At 64.4% G+C, this 19,969-nt stretch carries 21 protein-coding genes; 7 read left to right on the top strand and 14 right to left on the bottom strand.

Annotation, left to right across the window (positions count from 1 at the left end; genetic code table 11):
- Window positions 1–76 precede the first annotated feature (76 nt).
- The 14 genes from ABZ576_RS26660 to ABZ576_RS26595 form a co-directional block, all read right to left on the bottom strand.
- On the bottom strand, window positions 77–931 hold the full coding sequence (locus tag ABZ576_RS26660; protein ID WP_360745814.1) for a nuclease-related domain-containing protein: 855 nt from the start codon (window positions 929–931) through the stop codon (window positions 77–79).
- A gap of 190 nt (window positions 932–1,121) precedes the next feature.
- Window positions 1,122–2,495 carry a site-specific integrase gene (locus ABZ576_RS26655; RefSeq protein ID WP_360745811.1) on the bottom strand — a complete coding sequence of 458 codons (1,374 nt, stop codon included), beginning with the start codon at window positions 2,493–2,495 and terminating at the stop codon, window positions 1,122–1,124.
- Window positions 2,492–2,662, bottom strand: coding sequence for a helix-turn-helix domain-containing protein (locus ABZ576_RS26650; RefSeq protein ID WP_360746068.1), 171 nt, complete (start codon window positions 2,660–2,662; stop codon window positions 2,492–2,494). Before ABZ576_RS26650 ends, ABZ576_RS26655 begins: the two co-directional genes overlap by 4 nt.
- Window positions 2,662–3,981, bottom strand: a complete 1,320-nt coding sequence (locus ABZ576_RS26645) for a replication initiator (RefSeq protein WP_360745808.1) — start codon at window positions 3,979–3,981, stop codon at window positions 2,662–2,664. The genes ABZ576_RS26650 and ABZ576_RS26645 overlap by 1 nt, the downstream gene beginning before the upstream one ends.
- A gap of 129 nt (window positions 3,982–4,110) precedes the next feature.
- Window positions 4,111–4,368 carry a SpdD protein gene (locus tag ABZ576_RS26640; RefSeq protein WP_360745805.1) on the bottom strand — a complete coding sequence of 86 codons (258 nt, stop codon included), beginning with the start codon at window positions 4,366–4,368 and terminating at the stop codon, window positions 4,111–4,113.
- Window positions 4,369–4,382: 14 nt separating this feature from the next.
- The gene (locus tag ABZ576_RS26635) at window positions 4,383–4,571 is read right to left on the bottom strand and encodes a hypothetical protein (RefSeq protein WP_360745802.1); all 189 of its coding nucleotides are present in this window, start codon (window positions 4,569–4,571) and stop codon (window positions 4,383–4,385) included.
- Between the two features lie 9 nt (window positions 4,572–4,580).
- The gene (locus tag ABZ576_RS26630) at window positions 4,581–4,772 is read right to left on the bottom strand and encodes a mobile element transfer protein (protein ID WP_360745799.1); all 192 of its coding nucleotides are present in this window, start codon (window positions 4,770–4,772) and stop codon (window positions 4,581–4,583) included.
- On the bottom strand, window positions 4,772–4,963 hold the full coding sequence (locus ABZ576_RS26625) for a hypothetical protein (RefSeq protein ID WP_360745796.1): 192 nt from the start codon (window positions 4,961–4,963) through the stop codon (window positions 4,772–4,774). The genes ABZ576_RS26630 and ABZ576_RS26625 overlap by 1 nt, the downstream gene beginning before the upstream one ends.
- Window positions 4,964–4,981: 18 nt before the next feature.
- Window positions 4,982–5,611, bottom strand: coding sequence for a DUF2637 domain-containing protein (locus tag ABZ576_RS26620; RefSeq protein ID WP_360745792.1), 630 nt, complete (start codon window positions 5,609–5,611; stop codon window positions 4,982–4,984).
- Between the two features lie 80 nt (window positions 5,612–5,691).
- The gene (locus ABZ576_RS26615) at window positions 5,692–7,065 is read right to left on the bottom strand and encodes an FtsK/SpoIIIE domain-containing protein (RefSeq protein WP_360745789.1); all 1,374 of its coding nucleotides are present in this window, start codon (window positions 7,063–7,065) and stop codon (window positions 5,692–5,694) included.
- 5 nt (window positions 7,066–7,070) lie between these two features.
- Window positions 7,071–7,421 (bottom strand): hypothetical protein, encoded by a 351-nt coding sequence (locus ABZ576_RS26610; protein ID WP_024884492.1) that lies wholly within the window; start codon window positions 7,419–7,421, stop codon window positions 7,071–7,073.
- 126 nt (window positions 7,422–7,547) lie between these two features.
- Window positions 7,548–8,276, bottom strand: coding sequence for a GntR family transcriptional regulator (locus ABZ576_RS26605; protein ID WP_048459197.1), 729 nt, complete (start codon window positions 8,274–8,276; stop codon window positions 7,548–7,550).
- A gap of 89 nt (window positions 8,277–8,365) precedes the next feature.
- Entirely contained in the window at window positions 8,366–8,803 is a 438-nt protein-coding gene (locus tag ABZ576_RS26600) for an ATP-binding protein (protein WP_360745786.1), read from the bottom strand.
- Window positions 8,804–9,083: 280 nt separating this feature from the next.
- Window positions 9,084–9,824, bottom strand: coding sequence for a GntR family transcriptional regulator (locus ABZ576_RS26595; protein ID WP_360745783.1), 741 nt, complete (start codon window positions 9,822–9,824; stop codon window positions 9,084–9,086).
- Between the two features lie 85 nt (window positions 9,825–9,909).
- On the opposite strand from ABZ576_RS26595, the gene ABZ576_RS26590 reads away from it, so the two are divergent.
- From ABZ576_RS26590 to ABZ576_RS26560, 7 genes are all read left to right on the top strand, one after another.
- Window positions 9,910–10,998 carry a DUF1152 domain-containing protein gene (locus ABZ576_RS26590; RefSeq protein WP_360745781.1) on the top strand — a complete coding sequence of 363 codons (1,089 nt, stop codon included), beginning with the start codon at window positions 9,910–9,912 and terminating at the stop codon, window positions 10,996–10,998.
- The gene (locus ABZ576_RS26585; RefSeq protein WP_360745778.1) at window positions 10,995–11,237 is read left to right on the top strand and encodes a hypothetical protein; all 243 of its coding nucleotides are present in this window, start codon (window positions 10,995–10,997) and stop codon (window positions 11,235–11,237) included. Before ABZ576_RS26590 ends, ABZ576_RS26585 begins: the two co-directional genes overlap by 4 nt.
- 636 nt (window positions 11,238–11,873) lie before the next feature.
- Window positions 11,874–12,542, top strand: a complete 669-nt coding sequence (locus tag ABZ576_RS26580; protein ID WP_360745775.1) for a hypothetical protein — start codon at window positions 11,874–11,876, stop codon at window positions 12,540–12,542.
- Window positions 12,543–12,877: 335 nt separating this feature from the next.
- On the top strand, window positions 12,878–14,359 hold the full coding sequence (locus ABZ576_RS26575; RefSeq protein ID WP_360745772.1) for an ATP-binding protein: 1,482 nt from the start codon (window positions 12,878–12,880) through the stop codon (window positions 14,357–14,359).
- Between the two features lie 3 nt (window positions 14,360–14,362).
- Entirely contained in the window at window positions 14,363–17,167 is a 2,805-nt protein-coding gene (locus ABZ576_RS26570; RefSeq protein ID WP_360745770.1) for a Z1 domain-containing protein, read from the top strand.
- Entirely contained in the window at window positions 17,167–18,156 is a 990-nt protein-coding gene (locus tag ABZ576_RS26565) for a PD-(D/E)XK motif protein (protein WP_360745767.1), read from the top strand. Before ABZ576_RS26570 ends, ABZ576_RS26565 begins: the two co-directional genes overlap by 1 nt.
- A gap of 3 nt (window positions 18,157–18,159) precedes the next feature.
- On the top strand, window positions 18,160–19,920 hold the full coding sequence (locus tag ABZ576_RS26560) for an AIPR family protein (protein ID WP_360745765.1): 1,761 nt from the start codon (window positions 18,160–18,162) through the stop codon (window positions 19,918–19,920).
- Window positions 19,921–19,969: the final 49 nt, after the last annotated feature.

Genomic DNA, 19,969 nt, shown 5'->3' with positions numbered 1-19,969 from the left:
CCCGACGACGGTCACACCCTGGAAGCCACCCACAGGCCCCGCAGGGAAGGCCGGCACGGCGCTGAGACACGCCGGCTCAGGCCACACTCCAAGCCTGGCGATGGCGAGCGACGCCGTACACCTGCTCCACCTGGTCGGCCGTGAGAACGCCTGAGAGGGGAGCGAGTGCCGATACCTGGCGCTCCTGGTACACCCGGACATCGAGCTGCGTAGCGACCACCTTCAACTCGGCGACACCGACGAAGACGAGCACCGGCTCCACCGGTACCGGGAAGCCGCAATAGCGCTCAAGCACTCGGTCGACCCGCTTGGCCTCCGCCCGGCTCTTGCGTGCGTAGGGCGCCGGTTTCCCGTGATCGACTTTCACGGAATCGTCCCCGACCCATACGACCCTCTTGTGGTGGTGCTTCGTATTGATGCTGAACACTCCACCAGGCCCGATCAGTAAGTGATCGATATCCACTTTGTTGGCCAAGGGGACGGAGTGCAGGACACGCCAGCCGTAACGCCCTAAGCGGTTCAGCTCGGCTCCCACTCGGCGCTCCCCCGCTAATCCCTTTCGCCAGGAGTCCCACTCAGTGGGCCGCCGCAAAAGCCGTGAGACGACTCGCTCCATAAGCCCCGGGCCGGATTCGGCGAGCAGATCATGCAAGGACTGCCCGGCAGTATTGACGGCCAGGTCATCGGCCGGCGTCAGAGGCGGCAGCATCGGACGCGCCTGACCATCCGGCGCCCTGCCTGGCGGGACAGGCCCGGTGAGGTTCTGTAAGTGCTTCGTGAGCACGGCGATGACGTCGTCGCGACACTCAGCCCGCAAAACCGTGATGTCCCCCGTCGTGACGTCCGCCCAACCAACCGCGGCCCCATCAGGCAGGTTGGCGTACAGACGATCACGCCCGTACCGCTTCCAGCGCGTGACGTGCAGCTCCACAAGGCCCCCCTGTGCTCCGGCAATGACGTTGCCGACATGCCAGCAGCAAGCGAGATGAGGCCACAAGAGCGCAGGGCAGGCCGCACGTCTCAACTTGCCCGTTACGAAGCGAAGCATCGATGCAGGTACGGCCGAAACGAGGGAGGCCCCAAGCGGTATGCCTGAGGCCTCAGTGTCGGTGCAGGTTGTCTCACTCGTACTCGCGGAGCAGGTCCTCGATACGCCGGTTGGCGACATCCTGACGTCCGTCAAGGCACTTCGCGTAGCGGGTCAGCAGGACCTCAACGCTGTTGCCGGCACGCTCGGCAACTTCGGTCGGATCCACCCCCGCATTGAGCCACGTCGACAGCGCCGAGTGTCGAAGGTCGTACGGCCTGCTCGCGAGCGGCGAGGCGGCGACGGCCGGCGGGAGCGCCAGGAGCCGGGCCTCCTGCCACACGCGGTAGTAGGTCGAGGACGGGACGACCGAGCCCTTCTCACTGAAGAAGAGCCGCCCGTCTTCCGCCGTGCCGAACGTGGCCAGGTGCTCGCGCAGCACGGCGACGAGCTGGGGCGGGATGGGCACTCGCCGAACGTCCTCAGTCGGTCGATTCTTGAGCCCGCGGTCGTCGTGGGTCTCCCCCGAGTCCGTCCACTGCTTGCCGACCGAAGGGCGGGTCCGGTGGAGCAGCGCCGATCCCCAGCCCTGCTCAGGGAGGACAAGGTCAGTCTCGGCCAGGCCAACCGCCTCAGCGGGCCGGAGGCCACCGAAGTACATCGCCGCGAACAGCCCGACGAGACGCCGGCCGCGAGCACGCCGGTAGCCGCCCACGTAGGACACCGCCGCCAGGAGGTTGCGGGCCTGTTCCGGGTTGGCGACAACGCGCGGATCGACCTGGTTCGAGACCTTGGGCTTCTGCCAGCGAACCGCCGTGATCGGATTCTCTCGGAGCTCACCCAGGTCGACCGCGTAGTTCGCAGCGTTGACGAGGGTCCGCCGCTTCCGCCGCACGGTCTCGGCAGCTGCCGCGGTGCCGTCGAGCTTGAGCTTCAGCCCGTCGAGCACCGCACGGGTCGTTGCCGGTTCAGCGAGGTCCGCGAGCGGCCGGGAAGCCTTCGCCACCCAGTGCAGAACGTTCCGGACGTTGTCCGGGACTTCCCGGTCGTCGGGCCCTGGCAGCACGAAGGCCCAGTTGCGTAAGGCCTTGCGGATCTCCTCGTCGGACGGTCGCCCTACGCGCTCCGCCAGCAGTTCCATGGTCACGCTGGTCAGAGATTCGTTGATGCCGTCTCGCGTATTGGGTGCAGCGTGCGGCCACTTCATTGCGAGATACCTGAGGGCGAAGTCGTACCAGGACAATGGCGACTTCTTCTCTTCCATCGAGGCTGGAAGACCAGTCTCCGTGTCGAACTCTTCGCCGCCCCGCATAGCACTCAAGAGCTTCGCTCGGTAGTGATCAGCGAGCGCCTTGGTACGGAACGAGTCAGAGAAGACGTTGCCCGCGACGGACCAGCGGACACCGTACGAAGGCGTTTTGGTGTCCCGCTTGCGTACGCCCCAGACCTTGACGTCGAGAGACTTCACGCCGCCTCCTCCAACTGCCGGAGCCACGAGGTGAAATCACTGCGCCAAACCCGAAGCTTACCGTTGGGGAGCTTGAATGCGGCCGGCCCCTGCCCCAGCTCGCGCCAGCGGTAGAACGTCCGTCGAGAAACGCCGCCCAGCTCGTCCAGGACTTGGCGAACAGTCATCAGTTCGTCGCGGCGGGCGTCCACGTCGGCTCTCCTTCCATTCCGGGGGCGGGTTCGAGGGATGCGGCAAGCCAGGCTTCGGCGCGGGACAGGCCGGTACCGGCGAAGACCCAGTGCACGAGGACGAGCGTGGTTTCGCCGTCCTGCGGGACGGGCGGAGCGGCTTGGGCACGGCGCCAGGCGGCGCGAGCGTCGCGGAGGGCACCGAGGGTGGTGGAGTAGCGGCGAGACTTGGTGGAGAAGTGGCCGCGGAAGCCGAGCATGTGGGCCCAGGCACGTAAGCGGAGGTCTGCCAGCTCGGGACGGGTGCCCAGGGTCCAGGCGGTGCGGATCATGCGCCGGGCGTGTTTGCTGATCCGTGCCTGGGCCAGCTCGGCGAGGAAGCGAACCGGCCGGTCCAGGGTGCCGGTCGCTGTCTCGGCTCCCTTGGTGGCGTACTTGGCGATGTACGCCGCTACGGCCCGTTCGGTCAGCTCTTGGCCGTCGTCGAAGTCGGCGGAGCGGATCGTGCGGATGTCGAGCTGTCGGCCGAAGACGAACGTGTGGGCCCGCTCGTCGATCACCGGTCCGTCGACTCGTGCAGTGGTGGCAGCTGCCTGGATGGCATCAGACAACAGCTCGGCCGTGGCCCAGGCAGGAGGTGCGGAACCTCCGCCCCCCGGGCCGTCGAGGCGAATCACTGCGTGGAAGTGGACGGCGCCCCGCTTCTGGTACTCGGCCACCTTCGCGAAGGAGATCCGAGCATGGTGCCGGAAGGCCCGCTGAGTGAGGCCGGCTCGCTTGGCGACCTCACGGCGGAGGTAGATCGAGAACCGCCGCCACAGCGCCCCCGCGTGGGCGTTCCACAGCACGGCCGCTTCGTAGTCGTAGGACTCCGGGTCGAGGGGTGTCCCCAGAACGGGGTCATCTTCCTCATGTCGGATGCCGCATCGGCGATTCCGACCGCCGGAGGGGCGGTTATGGACCGGGCCGAAGCTCGGGGCGGTAAAGGTGGCGAAGACGCGCGGGTGGGTGGCGACCCGTTCGGGCGTGCCCTTGCCGCCGCGGAGTCCGGCGGTGATCAGGTGGTAGGTGTCGCGACGGTAGGTCTCGGCGCAGGCCGCGCACCGGGTGGCGCGGCGGTTGTTGCAGCGGACGAGGAGCTGACCGGCAGGCAGGGTCGAGGAGTCCAGGTGGTGCAGGACGCGGCCGATCTCGCCGGTCGTCCGGTCCACGGCGCATTCGGTGCGGTGGCCGTCGAGGCGTACGGGGTGGGTGCAGCCGCCCAGGCCGGACAGTTGGTGGGCCAGCTCGGGCATGGTGCCGAGGGAGGCCAGCATGGAGAGTCCGCCAGCGGGGGCGGAGTCTGCCGGGTGATGATGGGAGTTCCTTTCGGCTGTTGCGACGGTCGGGAAGGACGGCCCCGGGGCGGCGGGATGCTTGGCGGCGTTTGCCGCCCCGGCGGCCGGTCAGCGCTTGTGCGCGCTGCTGAGGAGGGAGCGCAGGACCACGGCGGCGATGGCCACGGACACGGCTGAGACGGCGACCGCCGCCAGGAGCGCGGTGAGCACGATCCCGACGACGATCACGGCGGTGACCGCGCCGACACCGACGCCCACGTACGGGGCGACCGGGCGGCCGGCCGAGGAGGCCGGAGCCTGCGTGTGCTGAGGCGTGACGGTGGTCGTCGGCGGAGTCGGAATGTCGGGCAGTTTGGGGCGGAGCACGGTGGATCTCCTTGTCACTCGTGGGTGCCGTTGACGACGCCGACCCCGGAACGGGTGCCGGACTCGATGGCGGGGGCGAGGAAGGTGTGCGAGAGCCAGAAGCCGAACATCACTACGGCGACCCAGAGCCGGACGCCGAGGAACTTGATCGCGGCCCAGGCGATGACGCCCAGGACGAAGACGAGCGGCAGCGAAACGGTCACGGGATCCCCTCAGCGGACGGCGCAGCGGTGGGTACGGGCGGCCAGCTCGGCCGCGGCGCGGCTGTCGTAGTCCGTGGCGGAGCCGCAGCGCGGAGCCGTGCATGCGGCGGTGTGCTTCTCGCGGCCCCGGCCGTCGTAGTAGGTGGCGACCTGGACGGGGCCGATGCGGGCGACGTTGCGGAAGCGGCGGTTGGCGGTCATCAGCGGGGCTCCTTCGGGGCTTCGCCGGTGAAGTCGGTGACGTGGTCGGCCAGCCAGCGCAAGATCTCGTCGCCCTCGTACTCGTCGGCGGCGAGGATCACGGGCTCGGCGATGAGCACGGCTTCGGTGAGGCGGTTCTGTCGGGTCAGCTCGGCGGCGCGCTTCAGCGCGCGGAGCGTGGACGGGCGCACGGGGGAAAGTCCTCCGGGTCAGGTCAGGTGGGCGGAGATGGCTTCGGCCAGCGGCAGCGGGACGCCGAGCCGGGCGCGAAGGGTCGAGGTGTCGATGGGCGTTCCGGTGCGGGCGCGGTGTTCGTCGGCGACCTTGCGCGCGAGCGTGACGAGCGCCGGCGGGACCGGGGGCGTGGAGGGCGGAGCCAGTTCCGGCTCCGCAGCGGGCAACTCAGGTGCAGATGCGGGCGCTTCGGGCGCGCTGGGCTCCGGGGCCGACTCGCGTTCCCCCGTCGAGGCGTCCGCGGTTGCTCCGTGGGTGAGCAGCGTTCCGCCCAGGAAGGCGATTGCGGGCCATCCGGCGACGAGGATGCGCAGCCAGTCCGGCACGTCGTCGAGGTCGAGGAGTCCGGCCGTGGCGACGTTGGCGCCGAGCGATGCGGTCAGGGCGACGAGGAACCAGCACCACCCGGCCGTTTTCGCCTCACCGGAGCGCAGCCGCCGCCAGGCAGCGACCAACAGCAGGTCGACGGAGACCGGGTAGGCCCAGGCCTTCCAACCGTCCTGTCCAGCGGCCAGCGCCAGGTCGTGCAGGTGGGCGAAGGACAGCGCGGCAGCGATCAGCGCTTGGACGAGTACGGCGTCGATGCGGACGGACAGGGCACGCACGGCGCAGCTCCTTCCGGTTCCAGGCATGGAGGGGTAGGGACGTGGCACGGAACGGCCGTGCCGGCCATGGGTGGGTGCGCTTACTCGGTGACCGGGCGGGCCGTGGCTACGGGCCCGGACGCCTCCACCGGCATCGGCGGGACGTACGGCCGGAAGGGGTGGAGCGCCGGTACGTCGGGGGCGAGGTCCGCCGTGGCGCGGCAGGTGGCCGCGGCGTCGGCGAGGGAGAGGTAGGGGGTGCGGATGCGGGACCAGCCGCCGGAGGTGTCGCCGACGACGGCCAGGCCGGGCAGCTCGGGGGCGATGGCGCAGGCCGCGAAGACGGCCTCAGGGGCGATGTCGCCGAGTGCCATCTTGGCCGAGGCTTCGTCGTTCACGCGGTGGCAGACGCGGCCGGTGAGCTGAGCGCGGAGCATGGTCGCGCCCTTGCCCAGTTCGGAGCCGAAGCGCTGTCCGCAGACTTCGAGGTAGATACCGGCGGCCCGGCCGAGTTGGGCGAGCCGGATGAGCTGGGTGACCATCTCGTCCCGCCGCTCCTCCTCCTTCCGCGTGGCGACGAGGAAGAGTTCAGCCACCTCGTCGATGAACAGCACGATCGGGGCCGGGCGTTCGTCCTCCGGAAGTCCCCAGACGTCCGAGGTGATCAACTCTTCCGGAGTGCCGGGCGCGATGCCCTGCCGGGCCTTGATCAGGTCGTACCGGTCCTCCATTTCCTTCACGAGCGCGGGAAGCAGCTCGGCCGCCTGGTCCGGGTCGGTCGCCAGGGCGGAGAGCCGAGGTGCGAAAGGCGCCAGCTCGACCCCGCGCTTGCAGTCGATCCCGACCAGGGCCACCGGCTGAACAGCGAGCCCGGTCAGCAGGTTCCGCAGGTACATGGACTTACCCGAGAGCGTGGCGCCGAGCACCAGCTCATGCGGCACAGACTGGTAGTCCCGTACGAACGCGGTCGCGTCCTCCCGTAACGCCACCGGAACCCGAAGCGGACCTTCGTCCAGCCGCCGGGGCATCCGCACCTTCCGCAGCACGTCGAAGCCGACGAGCCGCAGCTCGACAACGCCCGGCTTGACGTCCCGCACGTGGACGGCATGGACGCCCCAGGCGTGCCGGAGGCGTTCGGCGGAGGCCGCCACGTCCGCCGGCTCCTGGCCCGGAGCCAGCCGCAGCCGCATGCGCAGGCCTGTCGTGGTCGGGCGGATGACGCCCCGGCGAGGAGGCACCGGCCGGACCTCACGGCGGGTGGTCGCCCGGACGGCCAGCACCCGCCATCGGGACGGCTCGACGGTCAGGCCGCAGGCGTCCATGGTCGAGGAGTACGAGGCCAACAGCCGGACCACCGAGAGCGGCAGCCCGACCGCGGACCAGTACGCCGCCGGGTGGGCGTGCCGGGCGTAGGCGGCGCCGCCTATCGCAGCGAGCGAACCGCCCAGCTCGGCCCACATCACCAGATCCGTCACGGCGGTCAGCCCGCCTGAGCCATCGAGAAGGCACCCGGAGCGACGGCGGTCGCCCGGTAGGCGATGCCGTGCCGCTCCCGGCCGTTGAAGACGCTCTGCCAAGGCCGTGCCACCAGTCCCGGAAGCGAGACCGGAGCACCGACCGTCAGGCCCTCGGTCACGCCGCTCTCCGGGACGGTGACCTGGATCAGCGACGACTCGCCCTCATCGATGTAGACGACGCCGACGGTCATCAGCGCCTCACCGGTCATCGCGTCCTTGGCGATCTCACCGGTCTGCCGGTCGCGCACCTTCGGCGCCGGAGCTTCGGTGAGCAGGATCGTGGCGGCCGAGGCGTCAACGCGGATTACACGCACAGGGATTGCTCCTTCTGAGAGTTGAACAACTCGTCGACCTGACAAGTTGACTTAGCAAGTTCGAAGCTAAAGATGCCAGGTTGACTTGTCAAGCTGCTATCGCGGGGTTTCACTCCCGGACGGGGCTCAGCTCAGGCGGTAGGTGTCTTCGAGTTCCTGCCGGTCAGCAGGCAGGAGCACGTCAGCGACCTGCAAGGACCGGCCGGAGGCGTCACAGGCGACGACCAGGACACTCAGCACGGGCATACCGTCCGGCAGATCCAGCAGTTCGGCTTCACTCGCTTCGGGCAGCCGGGCCGACACACGCTCGACCACGTGGTCGAAGCGGACCTTCTTCCGCGTTTCGAGGTGTTCGCGGACACTTCCGCTTAGAGGTTCGTCGGTCCCCAGCTCAGTGCCCTCGACCAGGCCGGCGGGGAAGTACGACGAGACCAGCTCGACAGCTTCACCGTCCTCCTCGACCAGGAAGCGACGCATGAGGACTTCGGTCTTCTTCGGCAGGCCGAGCGCCGAGGCGACCCGAGCCGGGACAGGTACCCGCCCGACTTCGATCAGCCGCCCCGCACCCTGCGTCTCATCGCGCTCCAGCGCCTCACGCCCCCGCCGGTCCTTCTGCTCGACGACTTCCGGTCGACCGCGGACGATCGTGCCGTACCCCTGCCGGGACTCGAGCCAGCCGTCCCGCTTCAGCAGCTCCAGCGCCCGGACGACGGTCGGGCGGGACATCCCGAATGCTTGCACCAGCTGGTTCTCACTCGGTACGCGGGTGCCGGGCGCGTACGTGCCGTCCTCGATGCGCTGCTGAAGCGTCTGCGCGAGGCGCACGTACTTCGGTGGCTCCACTTCATACGCCATGAACGCCGCCCGTCGGGATTGGCCAAGTCAACTGGTCAACCAGCCTAGCGACACTTTCACAGTGACAGTAGGAGAGGTGAGCTATCCCGTCACGCCGGCCAGGCATCAGCGACCACGAAGGAGACGACCGTTCCGCCGAGGTGGCTGGGCCCGGAGCGCCAGGAATCCGCGATGGAGTCGACCAGGAGCAGCCCCCGTCCGTGAGCGTCGTTCGCCTCCGGATGCCTCAGCCGCACGTTCGCCGGGAAACCCGGGTTGTGCACGTCGACGCGGAGCGAGGTTCCCTCGCGGTACCACTCGACCCGCACCAACCACGGGTCATCCGACTTCCCGTAGCAGATGGCGTTGGTCACCAGTTCCGAGATCATCAGCGTGCAGTCGTCGATCGAGCAGGCCGGGTTGTACGGGGCGATGAACTTCCGGAACCAGCGCCGGGCGCGAGGGACGGACTCGGGCTCCGGATGCAAGGTCATCGCTCCGAGCCGCGGCGAGTCCTCACAGGGGTGGCGGTCGATCGTGTAGGCCATGCGTGCTCACTCCTTGCCGCTGCCGTCGCAGTCGAGGCAGCGCCGCTTCGACGTGGCACGGTCGCGGTCGTTGGCCGTGGAGAGCGCCAGCGCCGTTCGGGAGCCGACGCGCTTCCATCCACGCCCCCGACACCCCCGGCAAGCTAACCGCGCGCCCTGTACCGGCCGCCGACTCGTCACGTCGTGCCCCCTTCTCCTCAAGTGGCCTTAGCCACTTCCTGGATAGTGGCATTAGCCACTTGAGAGGTGCAAGCGGTTCACCGGAACTGGCGAGTCGTCGTCAGGTGAGCGGGTAGCCCTGCTCGAACGCCCAGCGGTGCGGCGGGTAGGTGGCTTCGGCGAACTCCAGGGGACGGTCCTGGAGGTCAAAGACGACGTGATGGACGATGAGGACCGCGGACCCCGGCTCCAACCGCAGGTCGTCCGCCTCCTCATCCGTGGCAGCACGAGCGCACATCCGGTCTTCCGCGTAACTGCCTTGACGCCCCGTCATCCGCTCGACGTACATGAGCGTGCCTTCCTGGATCCGCTCGGGGTCCAGGAGCCTGGGTGCCCGCCGGCCGACATCCGCAGCGAACCACGAAGTGGACAGGTTGATCGGGCCGTCCTGGTTGTTCGTCACCCGCCGGCGGTGCACGGCTCGGCGATCCTTCACCAGCCCCAGCGCCTCGACGACGTAGTCCGGAGCCTCCAGCCACCCGGTCGAGGTGATCACCGCGTACTCTCCGGGCGTGTAGATCTTCCCGGTCTGCCGGGCGCGCCCGTACAACTCCCGTGCACGCCGGTTCACTTCGAGGCTGCGCACGTACGTCCCCGAGCCCTGACGCTTCTCGACCAGGCCCTGATGACTCAGCGCCTCCAACGACCGCGCGGCCGTGGGCCGGGACACCTTCCAGTCCGCGGCGAGCTGCCGTTCCGAGGGAACCTCGTCCCCCGGTCGCAGGTCACCCCGAAGGATCTGGTCACGGATGTAGTGGGCGATCTGGAGATACTTCGGCTGGGCCTCTTCGATCTGCGGCATCTCCCCTCCCTTCCTCGTCCAAGTGGCTATGGCCTTTGGCCACTATAGGGTGAGTGGCCAACCCGTGAACCCGTACTCTGAGCGCATGACGCGGTTGATCGTCGCAGCAGGAGGAGGGGGCGACGCAGTCGCCGCCGCCATGCTTCACGCCGCCCTCTACGGCGACGAGGACCGGGCGGTGATCCTCACGTACGCGTGGGACCGCCTCCTGATCGACCCCCTCCCGGGACCACGGGGAGCCGACAGCTTCACGGGACTCGAACCCGTCACTCAGTCCGTCTGGTCGGTGCCGGCCGAGGCCCAGCCGATCGCCCCGGCGGGCTCCACACTCCCCCGACTCGCGACGGAGCTCCCGCACACACTGGCTCTGCTCGACCCGCACCACGGCGCCGAGGGCATCACTCGCCAGCTCGAAGAGCTGGTGTCCCACCTGGCGCCGACATCGATCGATCTGCTCGATGTCGGCGGCGACATCCTCGCTCAGGGCGACGAACCCACCCTCAAGAGCCCACTCGCCGACGCCCTCACTCTCGCCGCCTGCTGCCAGGTCAACGCGCCGATCCGGCTCCTGGTCGCAGGCCCCGGACTGGACGGTGAGATCTCCCCCGACGACCTGCGCCCTCTGTTCGGCACTCCCGTCCACACCTTCACGGCCGAGGACGTGGAGACGATCGGCAGCATCCTGGAGTGGCACCCCTCAGAGGCCACCGCCATGCTGGCCGCAACAGCCCGAGGAGCCCGCGGCATCTGCGAGGTACGCGACGCCGGCCTTCCCGTCCCCCTCACCGACGAAGGACCCACGGTCCACGAAGTCGACCTGGACGACGCGGTCAGCCGCAACAGCCTGGCCCGCGCCATCATGACGACCGCCACCCTGGACGAGGCCGAGGCATACAGCCGCGAGATCTGCGGCTTCTCGGAGATCGACTACGAGCGCAACAAGGCAGCATGGCTCACTGAACGGCCACCGACGAAGCTGGACCCCGACGACGTACTGTCCCGACTCGACCAGTTCCAGAGTGAGACTCGAGCCCGCGGAGTCACCCACACGACGTTCCGCCACATCACCGAGGCCTTGAACCTCAGCGGCTCCCAGCGCGACGAGCTACGCCGGCTCCTCATCCACAGCCGACCGGGCCAGTACGACGCCCCACTGTGGAGTATCGGAGCATGAGCGCGTTCGCCAGCGACCTAGGCCTGGACGGCATCCGGGACGCAGCCGGCCACGACACAGAAGTCGACGTAGCCGTACACCTGCACGACGGCACCGTCAGGCTCTCGATCCTCTGGACACAGGAGATCCTGCTGAACGCCGACGACGCCGACCAGGTAGCCCAGGCACTTCAGCGCGCAGCAGGACAAGCACGCAGGATCACAGCAACCAGAGGACAGGACAGGTCAACCAGCACCTGAGTCCTACTGAGTTACAACCTTCTCCACGGGTTCAAGGCTCGCTTCGCTCGCTCGTCCGGCGACCGACAGCGCTCTTGGATCATCGCCAACCCGACCGCCGCATCCTCCGTCAAGCGCGTCAACGGCCGCTCCGGGCCCGCCTGCCACCGCCACCACGATCCGGCCTCAATAGGGGAAGGGCGCAACAGCAGCTCGACCCAACGCCCCGCGACGGGGCCACCGCGCACCCCTTTCCACCCGATTGCCTACTTCCGGTAGGTCGGATCAAGACCCGAGGGCCGCGCCAAGCGCGGCGGCGCCGGCCGGTCGCCGCCGCGCCGCCTCCATGTCTCCGCCACCGGCCGCACGTCGTCGCCCGTCCGTCGCCGCACGCAGCGGCCACATTCCAACACGGGCACGGGGACGAACGGTGATCCCCAACGGTGCAGGTCAAAGACGCTTTGTGTCACCGAAAGAGGCCGGATCGTGGTGGCAGCGGCATGCGGGCCGACGCTGCCAGATGCGCTGGCGTTCATACGGCCCGCTGATCCCGCACCAGGCCACCGGCCGGACGGCGGGCGCAGCCATGAGGGGGCGAAAACCTCTGTGGCTGGGGCGGTCGGCTCCGTGACTTGCCCAACCAAGTAGGAGCTGCCCGTGATCCCCAGCGTTGACATAGACGTCGACCCCTCGTTCCCCGCGGCTTTGGCCATGGGCTTGCCCGACGAGGAGAACGTAGACGAAGAGGGCTACGGCTACTTCCGCGGCGTCTGGACCATCGGGGAGGTGAGCCACGAGGAAGCGGTCAGCATGATCCAAGAAGAAAGGCGCCTGGTCACCCTGGTAGATCGGACAAGCCGGACTCAGGCCGAGTTCGAGGCTATGGCTAAGGCAGTGGAGGAGGGGGAACTCGACTACCTGCCAGCCGGCTACGCTGCACAGCACCCAGACAGCGAACTTGTTCGAGTCGTGGATGAGTATGCCGAGGACGGGTCACCCCTTGACGCTCTCGAACTCGGCGTGGCTGGGCTGTCGTACGCCCTGACATCGGTCGGCTGCTTCACCGCAGCGAGCTGCCGTAGCCACTACTCAGACCGCTCATGGTCAGACCGTCCGGTGATCTTCTTCGCTGCCGAGCGCCCTACCGTCCATTGGCTCACTCCCCTGCTACGCCAGAGCGGGTGCGGCTTCGCAGACGGCAGCGACCGAGCGGACAGACTGCTGATCGTTGAAGCGCCCTCGGTCACGAACTTCATGGACCTGGCCAGCCGCATTATTCAGCAGGCTGAGCGGCAGGGGCCTATCAAGCCGTCCGTTGCTGTCTGACATCGACGACTGACACCCCGAGGGACGCATGGAGCCGGACGGGGAGCGGCCCCCAGTGGGCATCGCAACATCGCGAGGCCGGGTCTTCGCCGACGACCAGGGATCTGTGATCGACCTGAGGAGGATGAGGCTGGGCCTCAAGGCCTTGCCCATCTGAGGGCGCCGGCCTCCGAGTCAGCCGGCGCTCCCACACACGACTCGGTCCTTGAGACACCACCCACGGTTGTCGCCAGCGCACCCCATCGAAGCTCGGGATGCGCCAACCCTGCCCATCCTTCGTCAACTTCCCTTAACCTCTCGAGTAGTACCGCGCCGAGGGGGGACCGGAACACCACATGCAGGGACGTGTACGTGCTGAAGAGCGTCTCGATCCGTACGCCGAAGATCTCATCGAGTCGCTGCGCGCCTTTGGCTACGACCTACCGACGGCATTGGCCGACCTGGTAGACAACAGCATCGCTGCGCGAGCCAAGAACGTACACATCTCATTCTGCTCAGACCCTGGGCAGACTTGGGTGGCCATCGTCGATGACGGCACCGGCATGAGCGAACCTGAGCTCCACGCGGCCATGAGGTTTGCACGCAACCCAAGGCACCAACGAGCCGACGGGGACCTTGGCCGGTTCGGCTTGGGGCTCAAGACAGCATCCCTTTCTCAAGCACGAATGCTCACCGTCCTGTCCCGAAACGCTGCCGGCTCACTTGCGGCGAGGACCTGGGACATTGACTACATAGCAGAGCGCAAGGAATGGCTCGTACTCACACAGCCTGATCCTGAAGTTCTCCGCATCGCTGATCAAATCAGCTTCACTGGGCAGGGTACGGCAATCATCTGGAGGAAGACGGACAAGCTCGGAGACGGCAGGACACTGTCCCGAAGGGTCTCGGAAGCTGGACGCGAACTCGCCCTCACTTTTCACCGCTTCCTAGCATCGGGGCGCCTCAATTTGCAAATAGGGCGCCAAGTGCTCGCCCCTTTGGATCCATACCTTAGACGCCACCCCGCTACACAGGATCGAGGGGTTGAAGAGCTTGCGACCTCCGGACACTCCATACGAGTTAACCCAGTTGTTTTGCCTCATCCGTCTAGGCTGACGAAGAAAGAGGCAACCCTGGTTTCTGGCCCCGGCGGCATGCTCGCACGCCAAGGATTCTACGTGTACAGAGGGGATCGGCTGGTCGTAGCCGGAAGCTGGTTGGGACTTGCTGGAATGCATAAGTCGGCGCCGACTCGACTCGCCCGCCTAGCCCTTGAAATTCCTCCAGGAGTCGACCTCGCCTGGGCAGTGGACGTGAGAAAGTCGACTGTACATCCTCCAGTTCAGCTTGAACCGAGGTTGATCGAGCTTGCCGAAGATGCACGAGCCAGATCCGAAAAGGTCTTCACCCACCGAGGTGCTCCCGCTCGTAATAACGGTAAGCGCAGTCGCGTCGAGCCCGTATGGCATCAGGTCCGCAGACTCGGTCAGTCCGAGTACTCCATCAATAGAGAACACCCACTCGTCGCGGCAGCATTTTCGAACCCCTCTGACAAAGCGATAGAAGGGGCACTTCGACTGATCGAAACCACGCTGCCTCGAGAGCTCATCGTCCAGGAAATAGCCAATCACGTTACTGAACAGACTCCGGAACGGGAACGGGTAGAACCTGACACGGAAGAAGTACTCGCCATGCTTCGATCGCTGCTGACAGGACTCCCCTCAGACCTAGCCGATAGAACCGCTCTGGCGGATGCCCTGCTGAAATCCGAACCGTTCTGCCGCCATCCCGGCCTTGTCAAAGACATCATCGAACAGGTTCCCTCCGAGGAGGCGTGAACAATGACGGATCTCACAGAATCCGCCCTGATCCTTGCACGGCAGAACGTCTTTAGCCTTGAGAAGCACGAACGCACACGCGAGCGTTTCAAAGAGCTCGCACAAGGGGCAGCTACCCTGCTCTCCGCGGCAGGGAGCGTTTCAGTAGACGAGGTTACTCGACGCCTGGAGGCAGAATTTGATGTCTGGGTCCCCCAGCCCATTATAGTGAGCGACCCCGGTGGCCACGTAGCATGGTTGAAGGATAAGCGCCAGGACATTGAGTTCGCGTATTGGAATCGGTACGCCGAATGGCTGAAGAAGGACTGGAAGCCGAGCACGGTGGAGGCTCTTGATGAGGCAACAGACCAGATCCTCGAACTTCTAGAGGATCCGGCACGCACCGGCGTTTGGAAGACCTATGGAATGGTATATGGGCAGGTTCAATCCGGCAAAACGGCTAGTTACACAGGCTTGATATGCAAGGCTGCGGATGCCGGGTACCAGGTCATTGTCGTCCTAACAAGCCAGCACGAGAGCCTCCGCCACCAAACCCAGGCGCGGCTCGACAAGGAATTCCTTGGCTTCAACAGCAAGCTGAGCCGAAACCCAGACGCCGACAGCTCTGTCATCATCGGAGTCGGAACCCTGGGGATGAAGAAGCCTACTATTTGCCAGCCTGTCACGACTCAGGTCAGCGACTTCACCGCAGCCCAGTTCCAAGGTACGCCGGTCAATATAAATGAGGTAAGCATCCTCGTAGTCGCCAAGAAGAACGCCCGCATCCTTGAGAACCTCAAGGATTGGCTCGGTAACTTCTGCACGGAAGGCGAGGATCCTCGAACCATCAAAAATATTCCACTCCTGCTTATCGATGACGAAGCCGACTATGCTTCCGTCGATACCAAGCGCCCGAAAAAAGGAAGCACCCAAAGCGATCCCGACCATGACCCGACCGCGATCAACAAGGCGATCCGCGGACTGCTGGATCTGTTCGACAAGCGAGCCTACGTAGCATACACGGCGACCCCCTTCGCTAATATATTCATCCCAGACAAGACCGATCATCCTACTCACGGCGAAGACCTGTTCCCGAAGAACTTCCTCGTGGCTCTGGAACCTCCCTCCAATTATTGCGGTCCGGAAGTTGTATTCGGTCTTGAGGATCCATCGGCCGCCGAGATCCGCGAACCCCTCCCGATAACGCGCCCGGTGGATGACCACGAATACTGGCTACCCGATAGCCACAAGAAGGGTTATCGCCCTGGTAAGCAGCTGCCGCCGTCACTCATCGAAGCGGTCGACGCTTTTGTGCTCGGGACTTCCGTGCGAAGGGTCCGAGCAAGGGACCATGACGTCGCCGGCGGGCACAACACCATGTTGGTCCACGTCACTCGTTGGACAGATGTGCAAGGAGAGGTTGCGCGTCAAATAGAAGATCACTTGCAGGGTATGTCTGCTGATTGGGGAGACTACGGAAAAGCAGGACGCGAACTACGCGAGCGGCTATTTAGGCTCTGGCAGCATGATTTCTCCCCCACCCATGAAGAGATCGTCGGCCGAGATGACGTGAGCGCACTCGCCGGACCTCCAACCACATGGGAAGACGTGGAAGAGTTCATCCCACTGGTCTTGGACGAGGCAGCTGCCAATGTGAAACGGATCAACGGCACGGCCACCGACGTGTTGGAATATCAGTCGACCACACCGGTTACCGTAGTGGCAGTGGGAGGAGACAAGCTTTCTCGCGGCCTAACATTGGAAGGGCTGACAGTCTCCTACTATTTGCGTGCCTCCAAAACCTACGACACTCTCCTGCAGATGGGGCGCTGGTTTGGATATAGGTCCGGATATCTCGATGTGACCCGCCTGTACACGACAACAGAGCTAGTCAATTACTACGTTCACATCACTCGGGCGAACCGTGAACTGATGGACCTCACTGCAGCCGTGTCGCGGGCACGTCAGACACCTAAGCATGTAGGACTTCGTGTACTCGATGGTCAGGGAAACCTTCAGGTCACCGCAGCTGCCAAAATGCGCTCATCGCAGGTGATGACTGTCAGTCTCTCCGCCAGCAGAGCTGAGACGCTGGTGATGCGAACAGACAAGGACGCGCAGGCCCAGAACTACGGACGTCTTGAACGACTAATCGAGGCGATTGAGCCAGCCAATCCCGTATCTCCGGACAAGCTGCAAGGGGCCGGTCGGGGCTTCTTCCGCCAAGACGTGCCGCCACAGGCGATCATAGACTTCCTCGAAGGTTTCCATGTGTCCCCGCGAGTGCTCACTGCCAACCCAGAAAATTTGGTCCCCTACATCAAGAACCAGATGGCCAAAGGCGAGCTTCTCCGCTGGACGGTAGCAATTACAGGCGGAGCCTCCACTATTCCCTTGAAAAAACTCGGCGTGCCGCTAGTAAAGCGGCGGACAATTACACACTCCAGGGTACTCGACGGCGAGTGCGAGGTCGGCGTGCTGGTTAGCCCCGCGCATGAAGCGATAGGCCTTACGCCAGACAAAGTGACCGAGGCATTCAACATGACGGTCCAGGATTTCCTTGAGAGCGGCAAAGGTCGAGAGCCGAAACGTGCGAGCGGGGAGTCACTGCGCAAGCTTCGCGACCCCGGCGAGGGTCTCCTGTTGATTTATCCCATCGATCCCGTCTCATCCGATATAGAAGTCTCGGATTCGAATGTTCCTATCGTAGGATACGCGGTCGTCTTCCCTCATTCCGATAAAGCGAAGAAGGTTCGATACCGCGTAAACCAGGTCTTCCTTGACGGCCTTCGGAAGGCTATCGAAGAGGATGCCGAGGGCGACGAGTGATGGCAGTCAGCACACCGGAGCAGCTTGAAGCGAGCTTCACAGCAATTGAGGTCGAGGGCAGCAACCTCCCGGGCGCAATCCGCCGGCGTCTCATGCCGGAATCCTCGATCGACGTCTTCACCGAAGTTCGGTTCCCGAGCCGCGAGTGGGCCTTGTTGGTCCGCAGTACCGAAGGCACCGAGGATCGAGACTTGATGCTTGCGTCCGGCCTGGTTTGCCGCATCAGGGGCGGGTCCGTCGAAGTTGTCGCCGACCCAGGAACCGACCGATTGCTGTTCTGCACACTCCTCGCTGATCTAGTCCGACAGCTTCAGATGCATGCAACCCATCCCACCCTCGCTCTGGTGCGTCGCCTGAATGCATGGCGCAAGATGCTGGATAGAGGCCTATCTACCGGTCTCACACCGGAAGCACGAATGGGGCTGTTCGGCGAACTCCTTATTCTGCGGGAGATCCTGCTCCCAGCTATTGGCACCGCGGCAATCGCTGCATGGGGAGGCCCATCGGGTGCTCCGAAGGATTTCACCCACTTCTCAACAGCGATCGAGGTTAAAACTGTGGGTCGAAAAAGTGCCAACCATTGTCAGATCAGTAGTGAAGGCCAACTGGACACTGAAGCGGCGACGAATCTCTTCCTCATACATCAAGTCCTCTCAGTTTCACAGAATGGTGTCTCGCTAGTGGACATCGTCGATGACCTTCGCATGGATCCTCTCGTACAGCCAGAACTGTCCCGCTTCGAAAACTGCTTGCTTGAAGCGGGATGGTTGGACAGCCATAGCCAGCAGTATGGGAACGACAGGTACGCGCTTAGTCGTCGCCAATGTTTTCATGTCGTAGACGAGTTCCCACGACTCACTTCCTCGAAATTGCCCTCAGGAGTATCCCGGGTAACGTACAACGTCGACTTGTCTGCGTGCGACGCATATAAAGTAGATGAGACTACCGTGGGAGCTTCAGTCGCACTAGCCGGAAAGACCAAGGAGTAGTCGATGGAGGAAATGCAAGAATTCTCCATCGCCCTGGAGCAGACGATTGAAGACTATCTTGGGCGGGAACCTGGGTGGCTAAGGCGAGACGCATTTGTCCGAGCAGCCGGCGACTACCTTGTAGAAGACGGAACACTCGAAGACTTGGAAGTTTGCTATTTCGCTCAACCCGCTGGACGCAGTCGCATGGAGGTCGCCGGCTACTCCGTCAGCGATGACGGGCGCGTATTGGACCTCATATCAGTGTATTACGGGGAACATGGTCAGACCATCTCACGCGACCAGGTTAGGCGACGTCTTAACTGGACGAAGCTGTTTGCCACCGCTTGCCGCGACGGACACCATCTAAATATGGAGGAGTCGAGCCCTCAATTCGACATGGTGCAGGATATCCATTCGAGATGGCACGATTTCGGCAAGATCAGAATCTTTCTTCTAACTGACGGGCGAAGCACCCTTCAGGACTTGCCTGCAGAGGAACTCAACGGCCTACCTATCGTCCACAACCTGTGGGACATTGAGCGTCTCAGGCGACTCGCCAGCTCGGGCCGACAAGAGGAGCCGATCTCAATCGACTTCGAAGAGTTCGGCGAACCCCTGCCATGCCTGCCAGCCCCTAGCTCGGAAGGGGCCTACCAATGTGTACTCACCTTGATGCCAGGCAAGTTGCTTGCAGACCTATACGAGCTCCACGGGTCCAAGCTGCTCCAGCGAAACGTCAGGGCGTTTCTGCAAGCACGAGGCAAGGTGAATAAGGGAATAAACGAAACCATCCGAGAAAGTCCCGACCGATTCCTTGCCTACAACAACGGCATATCGGCTACGGCCACAGGGGCAACTTTTGAACAGAGAGGGAGCGAGACCTACCTTCTTCACCTCAGCGACCTGCAGATCGTCAATGGCGGACAGACAACAGCCTCGCTCCACCATGCCGCTATCCGTGATGATGCCGACCTTAGTCAAATCCAGGTACCAACGAAAATAACTGTAGTGCAGCCTGAATTGCTAGATCAGCTGGTCCCGAATATCTCGCGCTACGCCAACTCTCAGAACTCGATCAACGAAGCGGATTTTGAGGCAAATAGCCCGTTCCATGTCGAGCTCGAACGCGTGTCCCGAAGTGTTTGGGCACCCGCTGTCGCGGGCTCCACCCGCCAAAGCCGGTGGTACTACGAGCGCGTGCGAGGGCAGTACAACGTAGATAGGGCCCGACGGCACACTGCTGCAAAACAGAGGTCGTTCGATGAAGAGTTCCCTCGCGGTCAGCGATTCTCTAAGACCGACGCGGCCAAATACGACCTTACCTTTCGGCAGCTACCTCATGTCGTGAGTTTGGGGGCTCAGAAGTGCTTTCAATGGTGGACGCTGAACATAATTGCAGAATCCACCACTGTTCCTGATGAAAAATACTTCCAAGCACTCGTGGCAAAGAGGATTCTGTTCGAGCATGGGCGTTCAGAAATCAGGAAGCTGAACCCCGGTGCCGGATACTTGGCCAACGTCACGACCTATACGCTGGCTCGGCTTGCCGCGGAAGTCGATTTGGACGATGTCCTAGCGACAGTGTGGAGGAGGCAAGGGCTTCCAGACAGCATCCGGCGAGCCGTGACTGAGCTGAGCAGGCCTGTCCGGCAAGTCCTCCTTGCGGCCCCCGGCTCAGGGAACGTCACCGAATGGTGTAAAAAGGAAGACTGCTGGAAGAGTGTGCTGGACATCTCTTGGGCCAGTCCGCTGGCCAAGGTTGCCACGCAGGCTGGGAAGTAGCCGATGTCCAGGCTCGCAGCTCACGTGTCCCGTGGCAGGGGCAGTGCTC

Origin of the sequence: Streptomyces sp. NPDC013455 (assembly GCF_040632975.1) — a bacterium.
GTDB lineage: Bacteria > Actinomycetota > Actinomycetes > Streptomycetales > Streptomycetaceae > Streptomyces.
The sequence above is the reverse complement of the archived record's forward strand: the minus strand, read 5'-3'. Positions and strand labels throughout refer to the sequence as shown.

Excerpts from the sequence above, each read along its gene's own strand:
- ABZ576_RS26650 (WP_360746068.1), bottom strand. The coding sequence starts at position 2,662 with ATGACTGTTCGCCAAGTCCTGGACGAGCTGGGCGGCGTTTCTCGACGG.
- ABZ576_RS26645 (WP_360745808.1), bottom strand. The coding sequence starts at position 3,981 with ATGCTGGCCTCCCTCGGCACCATGCCCGAGCTGGCCCACCAACTGTCC.
- ABZ576_RS26630 (WP_360745799.1), bottom strand. The coding sequence starts at position 4,772 with ATGACCGCCAACCGCCGCTTCCGCAACGTCGCCCGCATCGGCCCCGTC.
- ABZ576_RS26605 (WP_048459197.1), bottom strand. The coding sequence starts at position 8,276 with ATGGCGTATGAAGTGGAGCCACCGAAGTACGTGCGCCTCGCGCAGACG.
- ABZ576_RS26600 (WP_360745786.1), bottom strand. The coding sequence starts at position 8,803 with ATGGCCTACACGATCGACCGCCACCCCTGTGAGGACTCGCCGCGGCTC.
- ABZ576_RS26595 (WP_360745783.1), bottom strand. The coding sequence starts at position 9,824 with ATGCCGCAGATCGAAGAGGCCCAGCCGAAGTATCTCCAGATCGCCCAC.
- ABZ576_RS26590 (WP_360745781.1), top strand. The coding sequence starts at position 9,910 with ATGACGCGGTTGATCGTCGCAGCAGGAGGAGGGGGCGACGCAGTCGCC.
- ABZ576_RS26585 (WP_360745778.1), top strand. The coding sequence starts at position 10,995 with ATGAGCGCGTTCGCCAGCGACCTAGGCCTGGACGGCATCCGGGACGCA.
- ABZ576_RS26575 (WP_360745772.1), top strand. The coding sequence starts at position 12,878 with ATGCAGGGACGTGTACGTGCTGAAGAGCGTCTCGATCCGTACGCCGAA.
- ABZ576_RS26570 (WP_360745770.1), top strand. The coding sequence starts at position 14,363 with ATGACGGATCTCACAGAATCCGCCCTGATCCTTGCACGGCAGAACGTC.
- ABZ576_RS26565 (WP_360745767.1), top strand. The coding sequence starts at position 17,167 with ATGGCAGTCAGCACACCGGAGCAGCTTGAAGCGAGCTTCACAGCAATT.
- ABZ576_RS26560 (WP_360745765.1), top strand. The coding sequence starts at position 18,160 with ATGGAGGAAATGCAAGAATTCTCCATCGCCCTGGAGCAGACGATTGAA.